Genomic DNA, 17,094 nt, shown 5'->3' with positions numbered 1-17,094 from the left:
TTCACCTTTCTCTCCGGAGTATAAGGAAATGACGCGCCTATGCGCGTCATTTTGAGAATCGGTTGATGTAATCCGCAAACTATTCTGGTCTTTTCGATACATTCTATATAAATATAAACATAGATTCACAAGGCTGGTAACCATGAATAAAAAGCCCCTTATTTACACATAATAAATGTATTCTGGGATATTGTACATCAATCATGGATTTAAGTCAATACATCAATAATGTGTGTGATATTATTTTATACACGAACAAAATGTAGAAGGGGCAGAGTATGAAAAAATCCTATGAAATAATCCGCGGGCTTCGCGAAGATAAAGATTTGAGGCAACGGGATATTGCGGAAGTTATTGGCACAACCCAACAGCATTATTCCAGATGTGAGCAGGGAGAATGTGATCTTCAGACCCGGGCAATTATTAAATTGGCTGATTTTTACGATGTTTCAACAGATTATCTTTTAGGCAGAACGGAATGCCGGCAAGGGATTGACGCATTGAATCAATCTGTGGTGGGAGCTTATACAACCGGACGCCTTTTAACGGAAGTACTCTCCTTAAATAATATCGGACGTCATGCTGTAATTGAGTATATCGGACTTCAGAAACTTAAAGAAAAAGTTTATGAAACAAGAGAATAAGGCAACCGCAGGAAACAGTTTTTCCCCGCTCTTTACGTCTATAAGAATAAAGGAAAAATGAGGCAGTCGGATAAAGAATATGGATAAGGAGGGAGAACAGGTGAAAGGGCAAAAGATGGGTTTGGCTCTGGTGATGGCGTGTTTGCTCACTCTTCTGGGCTGGAATGCTTACCAGACGAAGACCATAGCAGCAAGCGGCGATGAAAAAATAGGAGCAGAAGGTCCGCAAAAGGTAGGGCAGGAGGCGCCGGTGGAACCGCTGCCGACTGTGGGTTCTTTTGAAAACTTCAAGAAACTGATGGCGGAAGCCGAGTCGCGCACCAGGAATGTTGTGATGTACAGCGGTGGCGATATAGCTGCTGCTGAGAGTAGCCCGCAGGCTTCAGCCGCTTCTTCGGCAGGGAATCTTTTAGACGGTAAGCTGGATTATTCCGAAACCAATGTTCAGGTCCAGGGGGTAGATGAGGCCGATACGGTTAAAACAGACGGGAAATACATCTATAAGCTCACCGATAATCAGCTGATCATAGCCAAAGCCTATCCGGTGGAAGAGATGGAAGTCGTTGCTGCTCTGCAGTTTGACGGGGAAGTTCATCCTCTGGAGATGTATGTGGACGACCAGTATCTGACCGTTATTCTCAACCAAAACTATGCTTGGCGGCAAGTTTATCCGGCACCGGCTCCTCCTTTTGAAAACAGTGTCAAGGTTCTGATCTATGATCTGGCTGATCCCAGCAATCTGAAGCAGGTCAGGGAACTGGAGCTTGACGGAAGCTATCTTTCCTCAAGAAAAATCGGCGATACTCTCTATCTGGTCAATAATAAATACATTCCCCTTTACCGGCTGCAGGAGCAACCGGAGGCACTGCTGACCCCCGGCTATCGGGACAGCCTGGAAGGCGGGGAGATTCAGCGGATCGGTTATGAAGAAATATGCTATTTTCCGGGGTCCCCTCAACCGAATTACCTGCTGATTGCCGGAATTGATCTCGGCAACCTGAGTACCAAAAAGACGGAAGTAAAAACTTATCTGGGAGCCGGTGAGAATATCTACAGTTCTTTAGAAAATCTCTATGTGGCCGTACCCGAGTATAAATACGAGCAAGTCCAGCCCCTTCCGGAGCCGGCTGATACGGCAGGCAGCAATACCTCTGCCATGTCCAGAATGATTGCGGTCATGCCGGCGGAAGTGAACACCAGTGTTTATAAATTCAACTTGCAGGCTGGAGATACAAAGTATTTGGGGATGGGCAGCGTACCCGGCAATATCCTCAATCAGTTCAGCATGGATGAACATAACGGCTATTTCCGGATTGCAACCACCCTTCAGAAATTGCCGGTTCGGACAGGAGAAGCGGAACTGACCAATAATCTTCATATTTTGGATCAAAGCATGAAGCAAGCAGGGAAAATAGAAAACATCGCTCCCGGAGAGAAAATTTATTCGGTTCGTTTTATGGGGGATAGGGGCTATATGGTCACCTTTAAAACAGTAGATCCCTTGTTCGTTCTGGACTTAAAAGATCCCAATCATCCCGCTGTTCTCGGTGAACTTAAAATCCCTGGTTACAGCAATTACCTTCATCCTTATGATGAGAATCATATTATCGGCTTTGGGAAAGAGGCCATAGAAGTGGAAGATCCGCACTGGTCGGGTGAAGGAACGGTGAAAAATGCCTATTACCTTGGCATGAAGGTGGCTCTCTTTGATGTCAGTGATGTGAACAACCCCCAGGAGAAATTTAAAGTTGAAATCGGGGACAGAGGAACGGAGTCGGAATTGTTCTGGAACCATAAAGCCCTTCTTTTTGATCGGGAAAAAGGCATCCTGTCCTTCCCGGTGACCGTTTGCGATATTGACCCGGCCACCGTCAACAAAGACGATTATCTGGCTCAAAAAGACCCGCGCTTGGCCTATGGGCAGCCGGTTTTCCAGGGAGCTTTTGTTTATGATCTTTCCGCTGAAGAGGGCTTCACCCTGAAAGGGATGATAACCCACCATCCTCCGGGAGAAGTGGTGAATCTTCAAAATACTGGGCGCTATGATTACAACCGGGATATTTCCCGCAGCCTCTATATCGGAGATACACTTTACACCTTATCCAACAGCTATCTGCAAGCTAATGATTTAAACACCATGGAGGAGCAGGGGAAACTGGAGATTCATAACTAGATAGGAACGTTTGCGCGGGCGGCTGCAGCCGTCCGCTTTTTTTGCTTATAAAGGATTTCAGGGCGGAGACTATCCCGTGGCTTCGTTTCAGGGACCCAAGACAGTATGTTATAATAAATAGTGAATGGACAGACTAAATAAGATCGATAGTTGGGGAGATGAAACAGATTATGAGTGATCAATCCAGCCAACAAAGGACCGGCGCCATTGAGGACGCCGGACTGGAAGAGAAATGCATAGAGAAAGAAATCGTTTTTGCCGGGCGCATGCTGCGAATGGACCGGGATAGGATTCGTTTGCCCAATGGTGCGGAAGCCACCCGGGAAGTGGTGAGGCACCCGGGGGCGGTGGGAATTTTACCGTTTAAAGGGGATGAGCTGCTTTTGGTCCGTCAATATCGTTATCCTATCCAGCAGGCCATTTTAGAGATACCGGCAGGTAAGCTGGAGCCGGGGGAAGAGCCGCTGGTCTGCGCCGAGCGGGAATTGCGGGAAGAGACAGGCTATCGTGGCACTTTGGAGCATTTGGTCAGCATCTATACCACTCCGGGTTTTACCGATGAAATCATTCATCTTTATAAGGCAACGGACTTGGTCTGGGATCCCTTGCAAGCTGATGAGGATGAATTTCTCAATGTGGTGAATACACCTTGGGTCCAAGCTAAAGAAAAGGCTTTATCAGGTGAGCTTAATGATGCCAAGACCATGCTGGCCATAATTTTGCTAGCGGGTAAAGAGCGGTGAAGCATTACTACACGGATCTTCATATTCACATCGGCCAAAGCTTAGATGGCAAAGCAGTCAAGATTACTGCGGCCAAGACCATGAATTTGCCCGGAGTCATCCAGGTTGCCCGTGATATCAAAGGCCTTGCCATGATCGGGGTCATCGATGCCCAATCGCAGGGTGTGCGGAAGGATTTCCGCACCTTGCTTCACGAAGGGGTACTCCAACCTCTGGAGGGGGGAGGATATGCCGCCCAGGGGTTGATCATTATTCCGGGTACGGAAATCGAACTCTCTTTGGGCACGGGCTCCGCTCATTTTCTTGCGTATTTCCCAACCTTGAACCACCTGGAAAGCTATATCCATAAATTGCAGCCTTATGTGAAGAACTGGCAGCTCAGCTCGCAAAAAGCTCATCTGGGTGTGGAACAATGGCTGGAGGCTGTAGCGGCTGGGGAGGGTATCTGGCTGCCCGCCCACGCCTTTACACCCCACAAGGGGATTTATGGCAATTGCTGTGAGAGCTTGCTTGATGTATTGCCGGGAATGCCTCTTGCCCTGGAGATTGGTCTGAGCGCGGACCGGCAAATGGCACGTTCCATCCGTGAATTGGGTCAGGTGGTGCTTTTCAGCAATTCAGACGCCCACTCTCTGCCCAAGATCGCCCGGGAGTATAATCTGCTGAGTTTAGCCGAGGGCTCCTTTCTGGGACTGCAGGAACTGGTCTATAAGGTTAAGGGGGAAGTTTTGGCCAACTATGGGCTGCCCCCTGTGTTTGGCAAATACCACCGAACCTATTGCCTGGTTTGTGAAAAGGTCGTTGAAGGGGAGCCGCCTTTGTTGGAATGTCCTGCTTGCGGGAGCCGGCAGGTGGTTATGGGTGTATTGGATCGCTTGGTCAGTATTGCCGATGCCGAAATTCCGCCTGAACCGGATCCGCGGTATATTTATCAGCTGCCCCTTAAGGATTTGCCGGGAATCGGGCCAAAAATGGTGCGGAATTTACTCCAGCATTTTGGGACGGAAATGAATGTGCTTCATCAGGTCCCCGGAGAAGAGCTGGTGAAGGTAGCGGGAGAAAAGGCTGCCCGCTGGATAGAGCTTTCCCGCCAGGGAAAACTTCTCTTTCAGGCAGGTGGGGGAGGAGTATTTGGCAAGGTAGTGGACATACTTTCCTAACTTTCCGAATAGGATGTCTATAGAGGATGTCGGCACATGATTCCAGTGTGCCGGGAGCCATGGTGTGGCTATAGACAGGAGGCTGGGAGGTATGCGTAAACTTGGCGAGCATATCCGACAATATTGGGTGATTTATCTGGCTCTGGTCAGTGTCTATCTGGCAGGAGTCATCTTCGGAGCAGTGGGTGTGGGAGCGTTAAACACTGGAGAAACTCAGGAACTCAGCGGCTTTCTGGACAAGCTGCTGGCCGGCCAACCCACCACTCTTGACACCAACTTCCTTATTCAGCTGGCCAGGGAGCAGTTTATCATTATGGCCGGTATCTGGTTGCTTGGTTTGACCGTCATCGGGACCCCCTTGATTTTTCTCATCGTCTTTACGAGAGGATTTGTGTTTGGCTTCACCTTGAGCTTCATTATTGGCATGAAAGGCCTGTGGGGGTTAGGACTTGTCTTGATCTCCATCTTGATTCCGGCCTTGGCGGGGATACCCTTTCTCCTGCTGGGGGCGGGTTTGGCGACCATCTTCTCCATGATGCTCTTAAAAGGTAAACAAGTTGGCGAGTCTTTGCGGCGGGAGTTTATGTATTATTCCGTAGCCACTGTTCTGGTCTCTCTGGGAGCTGTCTTCGTCGGTGTTTCCCAAGGGTATTTCTCTATTTTAGGCGTGCGTTTCTTTAACCTATGATAAAGTTGCCCATAATAAAATAATGATCCGCAGCAAATAAATGCTGAGAAGGCAAAAGCCGGGATACAGGTCGGCTGCCTTCCCGGCATTTTTTTTTATTGTGCAATTCTTATTAAATTTGTCGGGAAATAAATAGAAAATATATTGATTAATAAAGTTAGCGGTGGTAAACTATACCTAGTTAGCGTTGCCTTACTGTATTCTGTGGATTAAGGAGTGATCATAATGACAACACAAACTGTTGGTCTCCCGATTGGAAATATGAATGGATCCGCTTTGGCACCTGTTGCAGGTTCAATGCCCTTAGCCATGGTAGCCCCCGGTGAGGAAGTCAAAGTCGTTTCTATCAAAGGAAGAGACAACACCAAACGCTTTTTGGAAAACTTAGGCTTTGTAGAAGGGGCAGTGATCTCCGTGGTCACTGAGCTTGCCGGTAATGTCATTGTTGCTGTTAAGGATACCCGGGTTGCAGTGAATAAATCCATGGCAACACGGATTCTTACGGTTAAAGTATAAAGAGCAGAAAGAGCTCGGCAATGAAGATTGATGAAAGACAATGAAGGAGGAACTGGAATGTCTACCCTGAAGGATGTGAAGGTAGGTCAAACAGTAACGGTAGTAAAGCTCCATGGTCAAGGAGCTCTCAAACGCCGCATTATGGACATGGGTCTGACGAAAGGCACGGAGGTATTTGTGCGAAAAGTAGCACCTTTGGGAGATCCCATTGAGCTGAATGTTCGGGGGTATGAGCTTTCCATTCGTAAAGAGGATGCCGCCAATATCGAAGTTGAGTAGTAGGATTTCTATTTTTTTGACCCATAGTTAGTTGATGCTAACTTTTTAGAAGGAGGAAAAAAGATGCCATTGAAAATTGCACTGGCAGGGAACCCTAATAGTGGAAAAACAACTCTGTTTAATGCTCTTACGGGTTCTAACCAAACTGTAGGAAACTGGCCAGGAGTGACTGTAGAGAAAAAAGAAGGCAAGCTCAAGGGACATAAGGATGTAACCATCGTTGACCTGCCGGGAATTTATTCCCTCTCGCCCTACACCCTGGAAGAGGTCGTCTCCCGGAATTATTTAATCGGTGAAAAGCCGGACGCTATTATTAATATTATTGACGGCTCGAATTTGGAGCGGAACTTATATCTTACAACCCAACTCACTGAGATCGGGATTCCTGTCATCATTGCCATTAATATGATGGACATCGTCAATAAGAATGGTGATAAGATCAATATTGAAAAGCTCTCCAAGTCTTTAGGGTGTGAAATCATGGAGATTTCCGCTCTTAAAAGAATGGGAATCTCTGAATTGGCTGATAAAGCGGTAAAGACAGCACAAAATGCTCAAAGCCGTCCTGCCAAACTTGCCTTTCAACCGGAAATCGAAGAAGCACTCAAGGCGATTAGCAGCAAGCTGCCGGGAGGCATCGCTGAGGAACAAAAACGCTGGTATGCCATAAAGTTCTTCGAACGGGATGAAAAAATTCTGGAACAAATGACCGCTGTGAATGTGGAAGAGGTTATTGTCGCTGTGGAAGATGCTCTGGATGATGACAGCGAATCCATCATCACCAATGCCCGGTATAATTTTATTACTTCTATTATAAAAGGAAGCTATGTGAAGAAGAGTTCCTCTAAAATCACTACCTCGGATAAGATCGACAAGGTGGTAACCAATCGCTGGCTGGCTTTGCCTATTTTTGCCGTCATCATGACGCTGGTCTATTATATCGCTATTACGACAGTCGGTGATATACTCACCGGATTCACCAATGATACCCTTTTTGGAGAATGGATCAGCGAGCCTTTGGCCGGCTGGTTTGAGGAAATCGGTGCAGCCGGTTGGCTGGCCGGACTTATCGTGGATGGGATCGTCGGCGGGGTAGGAGCGGTACTGGGCTTTGTTCCCCAAATGCTGGTTCTCTTCTTCTTGCTGGCTATTCTTGAAGAATGCGGTTATATGGCGAGGATCGCCTTTATCATGGACCGGATCTTCCGTCGCTTTGGCCTCTCCGGGAAATCCTTTATTCCTATGCTGGTTGGTACCGGGTGCGGTGTGCCTGGGGTTATGGCCACCCGGACCATTGAAAGCGATCGTGACCGGAGAATGACCGTTATGACCACCACCTTTATGCCTTGCGGCGCCAAGATGCCTATCGTGGCCTTGATAGCCGGTGCGGTATTCGGCGGTGTATGGTGGGTCGCTCCCAGTGCTTATTTTATCGGAGTCGCGGCCATCGTCATTTCCGGCATCATTCTCAAAAAGACCAGCCGTTTTGCCGGAGACCCCTCTCCCTTTGTCATGGAATTGCCTGCTTATCATATGCCCACCGCGGGAAGTGTCCTGCGCAGCACCTGGGAACGGGGCTACTCCTTTATTAAGAAAGCCGGAACCATTATCTTGTTAGCCAGTATCTTTATTTGGTTCCTGTCCTCTTTCGGTATGGTTGAAGGCTCCTTCCAGATGGTCGAAGATATGGATGCCAGTGTTCTGGCCGCTATTGGCGGTGTTGTCGCACCGATTTTTGCTCCTCTTGGCTTCGGCACCTGGCAAAGTACGGTAGCAACCATCATGGGCTTGGTTGCTAAGGAAGAAGTGGTCGGCGTGTTCGGGGTTCTTTACGGAGTATCAGGAGATGCTCTGGGCTTGGTTGAAGAAGGGGCTTTCGGCAGCCTGGGCGCTATCGCCGCTCACTTCACAGCTCTTTCTGCTTACTCTTTCTTGGTCTTTAACCTCCTGTGCGCTCCTTGCTTTGCAGCTATCGGAGCCATCAAAGGGGAAATGAATGATATGAAATGGACCTGGTTTGCCATCGGTTATCAAATGATCTTTGCTTATGCCATTGCTTTCCTGGTATTCCAATTTGGTTCTTTGTTCAGCGGTGCGGGATTCACAGTAGGTACAGCCGTCGCAGCCCTTGTCTTCGCAGGGTTATTGTATCTGCTCTTTAGACCCGGCCGGCCTACCCCGAGAGTCAGCGGGATTCCTGTTAAAGGGTGAAACCTATAGGCGGGTTTGATTTTTAGGATAAGAAGGTGAATGCTATGCTTGAGTGGATCAGCTCCAATGGTGTGAATTTAATTATCGGTGCCGTTCTTCTTGCTGTCATTGCTCTGGCGGGTCGCAATGTGTATAAAACGAGAAAGAGCGGCGGATGCTCAGGATGCTCAAGCAGCTGTGGCTGTGGGAGCGGAGGTTGTGAGTCAAATAAAGTAGAATAGTCAAAACCAATGTCTAAAGAACATTATAACGAAAGCCGCTGCTGTGTATCAGTCAGCGGCTTTTTCATAATGCTAAAGTTTGATGGCGAACGATTGATTTTTCTGCTTAATTATACTATGCTTTTAGAGAGAGCCCAATTATTGCAGGAAGTCTGTCTGAAATAATTATAAAAAGGAGCTATTGCCATGAGTATTCAGGAATCCGGCGAGATGTATCTCGAGACTATTTATATACTTCAGAAGAAAAAAGGCGATATTCGCTCCATTGATATTGCCCATGAGCTTGGTTATACTAAGCCGAGCATAAGCCGTGCGGTAGGAATTCTTAAGAAGAATGACTATATTGAAGTGGATTCTTCCGGCGTCATCACCCTGACCGATGAGGGTGAGAAGATCGCTTCCCGCATCTACGAACGCCATGATATCCTTACCCGGTATCTGGTTTATTTAGGCGTGGATGAAGAGACGGCCGCTCAAGACGCTTGCCGTGTGGAGCATGTCATTAGTCAGGACTCCTTTGAGAAAATGAAAGAAGAGTATCACAGACGCATGAAAGAACAGAGTTAAGCAAGAGTGTTGTGTGTACAAAGGGCCGCTGCCCAATGAACTGTATAGTTCGTTGAGCAGCGGCCCTTTTAAATTAACATCCTTTTCTAAATTTAAGAAGGGTATTGACGTACTTATCTATGAGTGTCAGAATATTCATAATAGTACGAAATGAATGGCTATTCATTTCTGGAAAGGAGAGAGGGCATGTTTGATTTTCTCTTGACCTCAGAGCAAAAGCTCCTGCAAGAAGAGGCGGCGCGCTTTGTCAAAGAAAAGGTACCCAAACAGCTGATCTTAGCGATGGATGAAGAAAAGGTGATCTATCCCAAAGAGTACTTAATGGACCTGGGTCAGGCCAGACTTCTGGGGTTGCGCTTTGCTGAGCGGTACAGCGGACGAGGGCTGCAATGGGTGGATGAAGTTTCAGTTCTCGAAGAGATCGGGGTTTTGGGTACGAGTTTGGCGTGCCTTTATTCCTTACCTTCCATCGTCGGCGAAGCCATTAATCATTTTGGCTCAGAGGTGCTGAAAGATCGTTATTTAAAGCCTACTTTAGAAGGAAAGCTGTACACTGCTGAAGCATTGACTGAGCCGAGAGGAGGATCGGATTTTTTTGGGGCAACGACTTTAGCCCGGCGTGAGGGGGATGTCTATATTCTCAATGGGCAAAAGCGTTTTGTGGTGGGAGCAGAGGGGGCCGACTATTTTATGGTTTATGCCAAGACCGATCCGGAAGGACCTGCCCATCAGAGTATCAGTGCCTTTATCGTAGACCGTGGTCCCGGAGTGGAAGTGGAACATATCTACGGCTTAATGGGAACCCGTGGAGGCGGGGCAGGCCGGGTAGTTTTCAAGGATGTAAAAGTTCCTGCCGAAAACCTTCTCGGTGTGGAAAACGGTGCGGCAGACATTTTTTATCAGATGATGATCCCGGAACGGTTAACCAGTGCCGCGGGAGCTTTGGGGATGGCCCGGGCGGCTCTGGAAGTAGCTTCTGATTACAGCACCAGGCGCAAAGCTTTTGGCAGAAAAATTAAAGATTTTCAAGGGGTCAACTTTAAAGTGGCTGACTCGATCACCCGCCTGGATGCAGCCCGCTCACTTGTTTATACCACCGCCCGGGCCGTGGATTCTGGAGTGCCGGGCCATGTGGCACGCCGTTTGGTCTCCGAGGCGAAAAAGTTCGCCACGGATTCGGCCTGGGCAGTGGTCAACGATGGGATGCAGATCATGGGGGGGATTGGTTATACCAATGTCTTCCCCATCGAGCGATTGCTGCGGGATATCCGTCTCATCATGATTTGGACCGGTACCAATGAAGTGATGAATCTCATTATCCAACATGAGTATTACAAAGAACGCCGGGGGAATTTACAATTCCATCGCTCCCTAGAAGAAGATGCGGTGAATGCTCATTTGACGGAGGAAAAAGTATATGAGTAGTTGCCCATAAGGTCGATGAGGCCGCAAAAGGTTTGGCTCATGGCTGGAGAAAGATAAAAGCGGTGAGCTCATTATAGAAATCAGGGTGTCCGGGATTAAGGGTTAGAGGAAAAGAACCATGTAATGGAAGCGGGAGGTATACTCATGAGTCAGGAAAATAAAAGGCATGAATTTCCCTGGAGAGCTCAATACGACCAACAGGTTCCCCATTACCTAAGCTATCCTGAAGAGACGGTGGATGGGTTATTCCGCAAAAGTGTGCAAAAGAACTCCGGAGAGGTTGCCCTAATCTATTTTAATAAGAAAATGAGTTACAGTGATTTGGGCAATAAAGTTGAACGCCTGGCAGGTTCCCTGCAAAAGCTGGGTATTGATCCCGGGGATCGGGTGGCCCTTTTGCTGGCTAATTGTCCCCAATACGTGATTGCTTATTACGCTATCCTTGCCATTGGCGGGGTGGTCGTTCCTGTCAATCCTCTCAGTACCGAATCAGAATTATTGCATATTTTTCGGGATGCTCAGGTCAAAGCAGCCATTTGTCTGGACCTTCTGGCCGAGCGGCTGGAAAATGTGAGAGACATTTGTCATCAGGCCGGAGAGACCCAATTGCTGAAGCATACCTTCTATACGGCTCTCAATGAGTATATGCCTTTTCCTCTTAAATTTCTTTATCCATTCACACGGAAGCTGTCCCCGGGAGGTAAGGAACGCCTCAAAGTTGCCGGGAGGTTTAAGGATCTGCTGAATGAGGGCAACGGTCCCGTGCTAAAAGATTATCCGTCCCAAAAAGTGGATGTTCGTAAGGATATAGCGGTCCTCATCTATACCGGCGGCACTACCGGACGCCCCAAGGGAGTGATGCTTTCCCATTATGGTTTGCTTGCCAATGCTTATCAGGCGATAGCCTGGGTTCAAATGGGCAGCAAGGATCGTTTGGTCACTGTTCTCCCGGCCTTTCATGGGTTTGGCATGTCCGTGTGCATGAATGCTCCCTTATTCTCCGGAGCTTCAACGATTCTGATTCCCCGCTTTGAAGCGAAAGATGTCCTGAAAGCCATTCACAAGCATAAGCCCACGTATTTTGCCGGAGTTCCGACGATGTATATAGGCATGATTAATTACCCCCAATTAAAACGCTATAGCCTTTCCTCCTTAGTGGGGTGTTTCGTGGGGGCGGCTGCTCTGGCCCCCGAGGTTAAACGAAGCTTCGAAGAGCTTACCGGAGCCAGGCTGATGGAGGGATACGGTCTCACTGAAGGGGTCAATGCCCTCTGCTGCAATCCCTTGCGGGGGGAAAACAGAACCGGCAGCATCGGTTTTCCTTTCCCGGATGTGGACTTTAAAATCAGGGACATTGACACCGGTGAAGAGGAGCTGCCTCCCGGTGAATCGGGAGAACTGGTGATTCAGTGTCCGGACTTAATGCTGGGCTACTATAACCGGCCGGAAGAGACGGCCTACGCTTTAAGGGATGGCTGGCTATACACCGGAGATATCGCGACCATGGATGAAGACGGGTATTTTTATCTTGTGGACCGTAAAAAGGATATGATTATCACCGGTGGCTTCAATGTCTATCCCCGGGAAGTAGAGGATGTGCTGTATGAACACCCGGCAGTCAGGGAGGCCTGTGTGATCGGGGTTAAGGACGGTTACAGCGGGGAAAAGGTAGTGGCTTTTGTCAGCCTTAAAGATGGAGCTGCCGCTACAGAGCAGGATGTCATCGCCTTTTGCCGCAAACACCTGGTCCCTTATAAAGTTCCTAAAACCGTAGAATTCCGTACCGATTTACCTAAGACGGCTATTGGCAAGATCCTGCGCCGGGCCTTACGGGATACTCCTCCTGCAGAAGGGGAAGCAAAACAGAGTGCCAAGGAAGCGGCAGCGACGAAGTAGCTGTAAGTCAGGAGGATGCCCCATGATGGAATGGAGTGTGCCTGAAGAGCAAAGAGATTCCCTGAGCTTACTGTTGGAGGAATCCGCGCTTAAGGGCTTAAAACGCAAAACCCGCTATCCCAATTACCGTTTTTTGGGAATACTATGTTCCTATTTTCCGGAGGAACTGATTATGGCCTTTGGCCTTGAGCCCCTGCGCCTTTTGCCGGATTCCGCCCAGCGGACCCCTGGGGAGCTGCCTCCTTTTTCCTGCTCTTTGGCCCGGGGGATCCTGGATATGGAGTTGCAGGGCCGCTGGGAAGACCTGCTGGGGGTCGGCTTTGTCCATACCTGTGATACCATGCAGTGTTTAAGCGGTATTTGGGAGTTTGCCGGCCAACAAAACATCGTCAACATGGTTCCTCCCGTCATGCTTAAAGCAGCCGGGGCCAATCAGTATTATCAGGAGGAGGTCAAAAGGGCCTGGGAGCAATTGCAAAAACTGACCGGTCATGAGCCTACAGAGGAAAGTCTAAGGGAAGCCATCCGCCTATGCCGGCGCATCAGGGAAAAAGTCAATGAGGTGGAAGAGCTGCGGGAGAAACTGCCTTCCCCCCTGACGGCGGCCCTGCTGCGGGCCGGGCAGCTTATGCCCAGGGCGATCTATGCAGAGGCCCTGGATGAAGTGCTCCCTGAACTCTATGCCAGGGCGGAGGAATCCGGTTCAAGGGCACGCCTGATGGTCTCGGGGGCTGCTCTGGAGAATGATCAAGTGTATGCCATGATCGAGGAACTGGAGGGGCGGGTCGTGGTGGATGACACTTGTACGGGTTACCGCCACTACTCCGGGCCCCTGATGGAGGAGTCGGCTGACCCCTGGTATGATCTGGTGAAGCGCTATGAGGATATGCCTCCCTGTCCCTGTAAGAATCAAAGCCTCAATGCCCGCCTGGAGTATTTGGGGAATTTAGCCTCCCGGCGGCAGGTGGAAGGTGCGGTGCTGGTCATCCGCAAGTATTGCGAACCCCATGCCTGGGATGCGGTTCCCTTGGCGGAAACCCTCCAGAACCGGGGGATTCGTACCTTGGTTCTGGAACTGGAGGGAGCGGAGGCAGGGGGACAGGAGAGAACCCGGCTGCAGGCATTTTTGGAGAGCATTCTGGAGAATCGGTCTTCGGATTCGGGGGGGAGGGCACAAGCATGACCCAGGAGACGCAGCAACGGAATTATCGTCCCCTGCGCAGTACGGATACCCTGAAGAAAACCATGAAGCGTTACTATATCTTAACCGGGTATCACCGCTATTGGGGTAAGCCGCTGGGCCGCAAGATTGCCTGGGTAACCAGCGGCGCCCCTGTGGAAATTTTGCGGGCTTTTAAGATTCATCCGGCTTACCCGGAGCAATACGCTGCTATTTACAGCACCAATAAGGCCACGGCCCGATTATGCCAGGTGGCGGAAGCGGCAGGCTATTCCCAGGATCTATGCTCCTATGCCCGCTCCAATATCGGTGGAGTTTTACGGCCGGATCTGGCCCCTTTAGGAGGAATGCCCAAGCCTGATCTGCTGGTGGCCTGCAATAATATCTGCGGTACAGTATTAAAATGGTATGAAGTGCTGGCCCGGCACTTTAAAGTTCCTTTGCTGGTGCTGGATACTCCTTACCTGACGGGAGAGATGACGGAGCAGGCCAGGAATTATGTCCTGGAGCAGCTTAAGGCCATGGTTGTGGAGCTGGAGAAAATTACCGGCAGGACATTAGATGAAAAAGAGCTGGAGAAGCAGATGGAATTCAGCCGGGAAACAACCGGTCTCTGGAAAGAGGCCCGTCAAGCCTGTCAATCCCGCCCCTCCCCCCTGAATGCGCCCGATCTCTTTATCCATATGGCCCCCATTGTGGTGATGAGAGGGACCAAAGGGGGGCGGGATTATTACCGGTTGTTTCGTGACGAGGTCAAGGGGCGGGAGGCCCTGGCCCAGGGTGCGGTGGAAAATGAGCGGATTCGTTTGGTCTGGGATAATATTGCGATTTGGCCTAAAGTATTCAGTTTCAATAAGATGTTCACGGAACGGGGAGCATGCTTTGTCACCGATACCTATAGCGGCGGCTGGGCCATGGAGCAGGCACCGGGTACCCCTTTGGAAAGTCTGGCCGCCACCTATACGGAAGTTTTCCTGAACCGTTCCCCGGAATTCCGCACCAAACAACTGGTGCAGCTCATTCGGGACTATCAGGCCGATGGATTCGTAATGCACTCCAATCGCTCCTGTAAGCCCTATTCTCTGGTCCAGGAGGTTATCCGCAGAAGGGTTATGATGGAGACAGGTGTTCCGGGATTGATGATCGAAGCCGATATGGCTGATCCCCGGGCTTATGCAGAAGAACCCATCCGCAATCGTGTTCAGGCCTTTTTGGAGACCTTCGATTGAGGTGGGCAAAGGAAAGAGGGAAGGTATGGCCAAAATATATATTGGGGTGGATATCGGCTCCCTGACGGTGAAAGTCGTTCTTATCGATCAGGAAACTGAGATGATCGCTTATGACACAGCCCGGGCCGGGTATAGCGGACGGGAGGTGGCGGTTCAGATGGTGGCTAAGCTGCTGGCGGAGTCAGGACTTAGCCGGGAGGATGTGGGCGGGACGGTTGCTACCGGATACGGGAGGATTACTTTTCCCGCCGACCGGGAAGTATCGGAAATCACCTGTCAAGCCAGGGGAATTCACCACCTTTTTCCCACTGCCCGCACCGTTATAGATATCGGAGGACAGGACAGCAAAGTGATCCAAATGTTGCCTAACGGCAAAGTTGTGGATTTTGCCATGAATGACAAATGTGCGGCGGGAACAGGCCGCTTCCTCGAAGTCATGGCCTCGGCACTGGAGATTAGTCTGAATGACATAGGAAACCTTGCCGAAACGTCTCGGAATCCTACGGCCATATCTTCCTTTTGTACGGTCTTTGCGGAATCGGAAGTGATCACTCATGTATCGGCAGGAAAGCCGAAAGAGGATATACTGGCCGGGGTCTGCGCATCCGTGGCCAGCCGTGTAGCATCTTTAGCACAGCGGATCGGCTTAGTGCCGGATATTGTGTTTACCGGCGGGGTAGCCCGCAATCAAGGGGTATTGGCTGCACTCCGCCGCCAATTGAGCCATCCTCTGCTGGTGTATAGTGAACCCTCGATCACTGCCGCTTGGGGAGCGGCCTTAATGGCATCAAGACAATCCCCCTCTGCATAAATTTTAGGGATTGGGGGTCGAAGTTATGCAGAGAGGTAAAAGCTGGCCGGAGTTTCTTTTCACTATCGCCCGGATCGTTATTTTAATGATGCTGCTGGCCGTCATGCTGCCCAAGCTGGTCACGGTCTGCAGCCTCTTGCTTACATCCCAAGAGGACAAAGATGAGAAGCCCAGCGGCAACCCGATGCGGGTTGAGGAGGAAGGCACTGTGTGGAGCGAATTTGTCATACAGCTCTTTCCTGATATAAAAAGATAGGGATTCGCCGGTTTAAACCCGCAGGAAAACCTTTCCCTCTTGTAGAACTTTCTAAGCGAGGGAGGGATTGCTGTGGAGGTTCAAACAGAAGCTTGGCTTAAGAAATATTTGAGCTACCTTAATGTGGAACGAGGGCTTTCCCCCAATACCCGAAACAGCTATGAACGCGATTTGCGGAAATTCACAGCCTTTCTTCAACAACGTGGGAAAAACATTATAGCTTGTGAGGGCAACGACCTTTTCTTATTTCTTCTCCAGGAGAAGAATCAGGGGAGGTCTGCCCGCACATTGGCGCGGTACCTCGCAACCCTGCGGGGTTTCTTTGCTTTTCTCTTAGGGGAGGAGATGCGGGAAGATGATCCCACCGAGTACCTGAGCACTCCGAAGCTTGAACAGCATCTGCCCCATGTTCTGTCTGAGGGGTCAATCAGCAAGCTTATGGGTGAGGGAGGGGACCGGGACAAAGAAGGGCCCAAACCTGGCAAGAGCAGTAAAAAAGCTGGGGATTCTGACTCAGAAGGGAAGGATAAGGGACTATTGATGCGTAATATGGCCATGATCGAGGTACTCTATGGTTGTGGCTTGCGTGTCTCCGAACTGGTGGGCTTAAAGGTTTCGGATATCATCTTTGAGACGAGGACCCTGCGCTGCCGGGGCAAGGGGAACAAAGAAAGGATTGTCCCCATCGGCGAATATGCCCTTGAGGTTTTGCAGAATTATCTGGAGCATGATCGGGAACGCCTGAGGGGAAAGCATAAAACGGAAGTCCTCTTCCTTAATTCCCGAGGTACGGCTCTGACCCGGCAAGGAATTTGGGATATCCTCAAAAAATGGGCACAAACCCATGGTGTTCAGGAAAATATTTATCCTCATAAATTCAGACACAGTTTTGCTACTCATCTCTTGGATCATGGAGCGGATTTACGTTCTGTCCAGGAAATGCTGGGGCATGCCGATATTGCCACGACCCAGATTTATACCCATCTTTCCCGTCAAAGGCTGTTGGAAGTATTCCGCAAAGCCCATCCCCGGGCTGATTAAGATGTGATAAAATTTAATAGGATTGATAAGTTTTAATGGATTGATAAGCTTAAC

The 17,094-nt window shown here is 49.6% G+C and carries 17 protein-coding genes; all 17 read left to right on the top strand.

What is annotated here, in order from left to right:
* Nucleotides 1-278: 278 nt before the first annotated feature.
* The gene (locus DHAF_RS17300) at nucleotides 279-644 is read left to right on the top strand and encodes a helix-turn-helix domain-containing protein (RefSeq protein ID WP_005810991.1); all 366 of its coding nucleotides are present in this window, start codon (nucleotides 279-281) and stop codon (nucleotides 642-644) included.
* Nucleotides 645-723: 79 nt separating this feature from the next.
* The gene (locus DHAF_RS17295) at nucleotides 724-2,817 is read left to right on the top strand and encodes a beta-propeller domain-containing protein (protein WP_041271984.1); all 2,094 of its coding nucleotides are present in this window, start codon (nucleotides 724-726) and stop codon (nucleotides 2,815-2,817) included.
* 170 nt (nucleotides 2,818-2,987) lie between these two features.
* Nucleotides 2,988-3,560: an NUDIX domain-containing protein gene (locus DHAF_RS17290; RefSeq protein WP_011460247.1), complete on the top strand. Its 573-nt coding sequence runs from the start codon at nucleotides 2,988-2,990 to the stop codon at nucleotides 3,558-3,560.
* Nucleotides 3,557-4,720, top strand: coding sequence for an endonuclease Q family protein (locus DHAF_RS17285; protein ID WP_011460246.1), 1,164 nt, complete (start codon nucleotides 3,557-3,559; stop codon nucleotides 4,718-4,720). Before DHAF_RS17290 ends, DHAF_RS17285 begins: the two co-directional genes overlap by 4 nt.
* A gap of 91 nt (nucleotides 4,721-4,811) precedes the next feature.
* Nucleotides 4,812-5,408, top strand: a complete 597-nt coding sequence (locus DHAF_RS17280) for a stage II sporulation protein M (protein ID WP_005810999.1) — start codon at nucleotides 4,812-4,814, stop codon at nucleotides 5,406-5,408.
* 225 nt (nucleotides 5,409-5,633) lie between these two features.
* The gene (locus tag DHAF_RS17275; RefSeq protein ID WP_005811001.1) at nucleotides 5,634-5,924 is read left to right on the top strand and encodes a FeoA family protein; all 291 of its coding nucleotides are present in this window, start codon (nucleotides 5,634-5,636) and stop codon (nucleotides 5,922-5,924) included.
* 57 nt (nucleotides 5,925-5,981) lie between these two features.
* Nucleotides 5,982-6,203 carry a FeoA family protein gene (locus DHAF_RS17270; protein ID WP_011460243.1) on the top strand — a complete coding sequence of 74 codons (222 nt, stop codon included), beginning with the start codon at nucleotides 5,982-5,984 and terminating at the stop codon, nucleotides 6,201-6,203.
* Between the two features lie 63 nt (nucleotides 6,204-6,266).
* A complete protein-coding gene (gene feoB / locus DHAF_RS17265) occupies nucleotides 6,267-8,414 on the top strand; it encodes a ferrous iron transport protein B (RefSeq protein ID WP_011460242.1) in 2,148 nt (715 codons plus the stop codon).
* Between the two features lie 44 nt (nucleotides 8,415-8,458).
* Nucleotides 8,459-8,635: a FeoB-associated Cys-rich membrane protein gene (locus DHAF_RS26805; RefSeq protein WP_015944610.1), complete on the top strand. Its 177-nt coding sequence runs from the start codon at nucleotides 8,459-8,461 to the stop codon at nucleotides 8,633-8,635.
* A gap of 186 nt (nucleotides 8,636-8,821) precedes the next feature.
* The gene (locus DHAF_RS17260; protein WP_005811011.1) at nucleotides 8,822-9,202 is read left to right on the top strand and encodes a metal-dependent transcriptional regulator; all 381 of its coding nucleotides are present in this window, start codon (nucleotides 8,822-8,824) and stop codon (nucleotides 9,200-9,202) included.
* A 186-nt stretch (nucleotides 9,203-9,388) separates the two neighbouring features.
* A complete protein-coding gene (locus DHAF_RS17255; protein WP_015944609.1) occupies nucleotides 9,389-10,627 on the top strand; it encodes an acyl-CoA dehydrogenase family protein in 1,239 nt (412 codons plus the stop codon).
* Nucleotides 10,628-10,771: 144 nt separating this feature from the next.
* The gene (locus tag DHAF_RS17250) at nucleotides 10,772-12,523 is read left to right on the top strand and encodes a long-chain-fatty-acid--CoA ligase (RefSeq protein ID WP_011460241.1); all 1,752 of its coding nucleotides are present in this window, start codon (nucleotides 10,772-10,774) and stop codon (nucleotides 12,521-12,523) included.
* A 22-nt stretch (nucleotides 12,524-12,545) separates the two neighbouring features.
* Nucleotides 12,546-13,706, top strand: coding sequence for a 2-hydroxyacyl-CoA dehydratase subunit D (locus tag DHAF_RS17245; RefSeq protein WP_005811019.1), 1,161 nt, complete (start codon nucleotides 12,546-12,548; stop codon nucleotides 13,704-13,706).
* Nucleotides 13,703-14,932: a 2-hydroxyacyl-CoA dehydratase subunit D gene (locus tag DHAF_RS17240; RefSeq protein WP_015944608.1), complete on the top strand. Its 1,230-nt coding sequence runs from the start codon at nucleotides 13,703-13,705 to the stop codon at nucleotides 14,930-14,932. Before DHAF_RS17245 ends, DHAF_RS17240 begins: the two co-directional genes overlap by 4 nt.
* A gap of 25 nt (nucleotides 14,933-14,957) precedes the next feature.
* Nucleotides 14,958-15,743, top strand: coding sequence for an acyl-CoA dehydratase activase (locus DHAF_RS17235; RefSeq protein WP_015944607.1), 786 nt, complete (start codon nucleotides 14,958-14,960; stop codon nucleotides 15,741-15,743).
* Nucleotides 15,744-15,768: 25 nt separating this feature from the next.
* On the top strand, nucleotides 15,769-15,999 hold the full coding sequence (locus DHAF_RS17230; RefSeq protein ID WP_005811024.1) for a hypothetical protein: 231 nt from the start codon (nucleotides 15,769-15,771) through the stop codon (nucleotides 15,997-15,999).
* A gap of 72 nt (nucleotides 16,000-16,071) precedes the next feature.
* Nucleotides 16,072-17,040: a site-specific tyrosine recombinase XerD gene (xerD, locus tag DHAF_RS17225; protein WP_005811026.1), complete on the top strand. Its 969-nt coding sequence runs from the start codon at nucleotides 16,072-16,074 to the stop codon at nucleotides 17,038-17,040.
* The last annotated feature ends 54 nt before the right edge of the window (nucleotides 17,041-17,094 follow it).

This window comes from Desulfitobacterium hafniense DCB-2 (assembly GCF_000021925.1).
Classification (GTDB): Bacteria; Bacillota; Desulfitobacteriia; order Desulfitobacteriales; family Desulfitobacteriaceae; genus Desulfitobacterium; species Desulfitobacterium hafniense.
Note: the sequence above shows the minus strand (reverse complement) of the source record. Positions and strands in the feature narration are given on the sequence as shown.

What these genes read in the sequence shown, in the direction of transcription:
- DHAF_RS17260 (WP_005811011.1), top strand. Translation starts at nt 8,822, where the DNA reads ATGAGTATTCAGGAATCCGGCGAGATGTATCTCGAGACTATTTATATA.
- DHAF_RS17235 (WP_015944607.1), top strand. Translation starts at nt 14,958, where the DNA reads ATGGCCAAAATATATATTGGGGTGGATATCGGCTCCCTGACGGTGAAA.
- DHAF_RS17245 (WP_005811019.1), top strand. Translation starts at nt 12,546, where the DNA reads ATGATGGAATGGAGTGTGCCTGAAGAGCAAAGAGATTCCCTGAGCTTA.
- DHAF_RS17295 (WP_041271984.1), top strand. Translation starts at nt 724, where the DNA reads ATGGATAAGGAGGGAGAACAGGTGAAAGGGCAAAAGATGGGTTTGGCT.
- DHAF_RS17250 (WP_011460241.1), top strand. Translation starts at nt 10,772, where the DNA reads ATGAGTCAGGAAAATAAAAGGCATGAATTTCCCTGGAGAGCTCAATAC.
- DHAF_RS17230 (WP_005811024.1), top strand. Translation starts at nt 15,769, where the DNA reads ATGCAGAGAGGTAAAAGCTGGCCGGAGTTTCTTTTCACTATCGCCCGG.
- DHAF_RS17275 (WP_005811001.1), top strand. Translation starts at nt 5,634, where the DNA reads ATGACAACACAAACTGTTGGTCTCCCGATTGGAAATATGAATGGATCC.
- DHAF_RS17240 (WP_015944608.1), top strand. Translation starts at nt 13,703, where the DNA reads ATGACCCAGGAGACGCAGCAACGGAATTATCGTCCCCTGCGCAGTACG.
- DHAF_RS17280 (WP_005810999.1), top strand. Translation starts at nt 4,812, where the DNA reads ATGCGTAAACTTGGCGAGCATATCCGACAATATTGGGTGATTTATCTG.
- DHAF_RS17290 (WP_011460247.1), top strand. Translation starts at nt 2,988, where the DNA reads ATGAGTGATCAATCCAGCCAACAAAGGACCGGCGCCATTGAGGACGCC.
- DHAF_RS17255 (WP_015944609.1), top strand. Translation starts at nt 9,389, where the DNA reads ATGTTTGATTTTCTCTTGACCTCAGAGCAAAAGCTCCTGCAAGAAGAG.
- DHAF_RS26805 (WP_015944610.1), top strand. Translation starts at nt 8,459, where the DNA reads ATGCTTGAGTGGATCAGCTCCAATGGTGTGAATTTAATTATCGGTGCC.
- feoB (WP_011460242.1), top strand. Translation starts at nt 6,267, where the DNA reads ATGCCATTGAAAATTGCACTGGCAGGGAACCCTAATAGTGGAAAAACA.
- DHAF_RS17300 (WP_005810991.1), top strand. Translation starts at nt 279, where the DNA reads ATGAAAAAATCCTATGAAATAATCCGCGGGCTTCGCGAAGATAAAGAT.
- DHAF_RS17270 (WP_011460243.1), top strand. Translation starts at nt 5,982, where the DNA reads ATGTCTACCCTGAAGGATGTGAAGGTAGGTCAAACAGTAACGGTAGTA.